The organism is Lysinibacillus sp. A4 (assembly GCF_024919535.1).
Taxonomy (GTDB): Bacteria; Bacillota; Bacilli; order Bacillales_A; family Planococcaceae; genus Lysinibacillus; species Lysinibacillus capsici.
The window spans coordinates 1-2,961 of record NZ_JANWTB010000030.1; the positions used below are offsets into that span (position 1 = coordinate 1).

General features: G+C 52.1%; 1 rRNA gene. It reads right to left on the reverse strand.

Annotated features, from left to right (window positions below):
• Window positions 1-2: 2 nt before the first annotated feature.
• A 23S ribosomal RNA gene (locus NY607_RS24085) occupies window positions 3-2,930 on the reverse strand.
• Window positions 2,931-2,961 lie beyond the last annotated feature (31 nt).

Below are 2,961 nucleotides of genomic sequence, written 5' to 3' on the forward strand. Positions count from 1 at the left end.
TTTTGGTTAAGTCCTCGATCGATTAGTATTCGTCAGCTCCATGTGTCACCACACTTCCACCTCGAACCTATCTACCTCATCGTCTTTGAGGGATCTTACTTACTTGCGTAATGGGAAATCTCATCTTGAGGGGGGCTTCATGCTTAGATGCTTTCAGCACTTATCCCGTCCACACATAGCTACCCAGCGATGCCTTTGGCAAGACAACTGGTACACCAGCGGTGTGTCCATCCCGGTCCTCTCGTACTAAGGACAGCTCCTCTCAAATTTCCTACGCCCACGACGGATAGGGACCGAACTGTCTCACGACGTTCTGAACCCAGCTCGCGTACCGCTTTAATGGGCGAACAGCCCAACCCTTGGGACCGACTACAGCCCCAGGATGCGATGAGCCGACATCGAGGTGCCAAACCTCCCCGTCGATGTGGACTCTTGGGGGAGATAAGCCTGTTATCCCCGGGGTAGCTTTTATCCGTTGAGCGATGGCCCTTCCATGCGGAACCACCGGATCACTAAGCCCGTCTTTCGACCCTGCTCGACTTGTAGGTCTCGCAGTCAAGCTCCCTTGTGCCTTTACACTCTACGAATGATTTCCAACCATTCTGAGGGAACCTTTGGGCGCCTCCGTTACCTTTTAGGAGGCGACCGCCCCAGTCAAACTGTCCGCCTGACACTGTCTCCTGCCCCGCTAAGGGGCATGGGTTAGAATTTCAATACAACCAGGGTAGTATCCCACCGACGCCTCCTTCGAAGCTGGCGCTCCGAGATCTCTGGCTCCTACCTATCCTGTACAAGTTGTACCAAAATTCAATATCAGGCTACAGTAAAGCTCCACGGGGTCTTTCCGTCCTGTCGCGGGTAACCTGCATCTTCACAGGTACTATAATTTCACCGAGTCTCTCGTTGAGACAGTGCCCAGATCGTTACGCCTTTCGTGCGGGTCGGAACTTACCCGACAAGGAATTTCGCTACCTTAGGACCGTTATAGTTACGGCCGCCGTTTACTGGGGCTTCAATTCGCAGCTTCGCTTGCGCTAACCACTCCTCTTAACCTTCCAGCACCGGGCAGGCGTCAGCCCCTATACGTCACCTTACGGTTTTGCAGAGACCTGTGTTTTTGCTAAACAGTCGCCTGGGCCTATTCACTGCGGCTCTCATGCGCTTGCACGCTCAAGAGCACCCCTTCTCCCGAAGTTACGGGGTCATTTTGCCGAGTTCCTTAACGAGAGTTCTCTCGCACACCTTAGGATTCTCTCCTCGACTACCTGTGTCGGTTTGCGGTACGGGCACCTCTCACCTCGATAGAGGCTTTTCTTGGCAGTGTGAAATCAGGAACTTCGTCCATACGGACTCGCCATCACAGCTCAACGTTACAGTGTGCGGATTTGCCTACACACACGCCTTACTGCTTGGACGCGCACAACCAACGGCGCGCTTACCCTATCCTACTGCGTCCCCCCATTTCTCAAACGGTGAGGAGGTGGTACAGGAATATCAACCTGTTGTCCATCGCCTACGCCTATCGGCCTCGGCTTAGGTCCCGACTAACCCTGAGCGGACGAGCCTTCCTCAGGAAACCTTAGTCATACGGTGGACGGGATTCTCACCCGTCTTTCGCTACTCATACCGGCATTCTCACTTCTAAGCGCTCCACCAGTCCTTCCGATCTGACTTCAACGCACTTAGAACGCTCTCCTACCACTGACATCGTAGATGTCAATCCACAGCTTCGGTGAATCGTTTAGCCCCGATACATTTTCGGCGCAGCGTCACTCGACCAGTGAGCTATTACGCACTCTTTAAATGATGGCTGCTTCTAAGCCAACATCCTGGTTGTCTGTGCAACGCCACATCCTTTTCCACTTAACGATTACTTTGGGACCTTAGCTGGTGGTCTGGGCTGTTTCCCTTTTGACTACGGATCTTATCACTCGCAGTCTGACTCCCGTGTATAAATATCTGGCATTCGGAGTTTGTCTGAATTCGGTAAACCGGGATGGCCCCCTAGTCCAAACAGTGCTCTACCTCCAGTATTCTCATCACGAGGCTAGCCCTAAAGCTATTTCGGAGAGAACCAGCTATCTCCAAGTTCGATTGGAATTTCTCCGCTACCCACACCTCATCCCCGCACTTTTCAACGTGCGTGGGTTCGGGCCTCCAGTAAGTGTTACCTCACCTTCACCCTGGACATGGGTAGATCACCTGGTTTCGGGTCTACGACCACGTACTATTTCGCCCTATTCAGACTCGCTTTCGCTGCGGCTCCGCCTTCTAAAGCTTAACCTTGCACGTAATCGTAACTCGCCGGTTCATTCTACAAAAGGCACGCTATCACCCATTAACGGGCTCTAACTACTTGTAGGCACACGGTTTCAGGATCTCTTTCACTCCCCTTCCGGGGTGCTTTTCACCTTTCCCTCACGGTACTGGTTCACTATCGGTCACTAGGTAGTATTTAGCCTTGGGAGATGGTCCTCCCGGATTCCGACGGAATTTCACGTGTTCCGCCGTACTCAGGATCCACTCAGGAGAGAACGAACTTTCGACTACAGGGCTTTTACCTGCTCTGGCGGACCTTTCCAAGTCGCTTCATCTAACTCGCTCTTTTGTAACTCCGTATAGAGTGTCCTACAACCCCAAGAGGCAAGCCTCTTGGTTTGGGCTCTTCCCGTTTCGCTCGCCGCTACTCAGGGAATCGATTTTTCTTTCTCTTCCTCCAGGTACTTAGATGTTTCAGTTCCCTGGGTCTGCCTTCAAGACGCTATGTATTCACGTCAAGATACTACGCGATTAAACGTAGTGGGTTCCCCCATTCGGAAATCTCCGGATCAAAGCTCACTTACAGCTCCCCGAAGCATATCGGTGTTAGTGCCGTCCTTCTTCGGCTCCTAGTGCCAAGGCATTCGCCGTGCGCCCTTAATAACTTAACCAAGTTATTAAGCCTATAAAAAACTTAAAAAA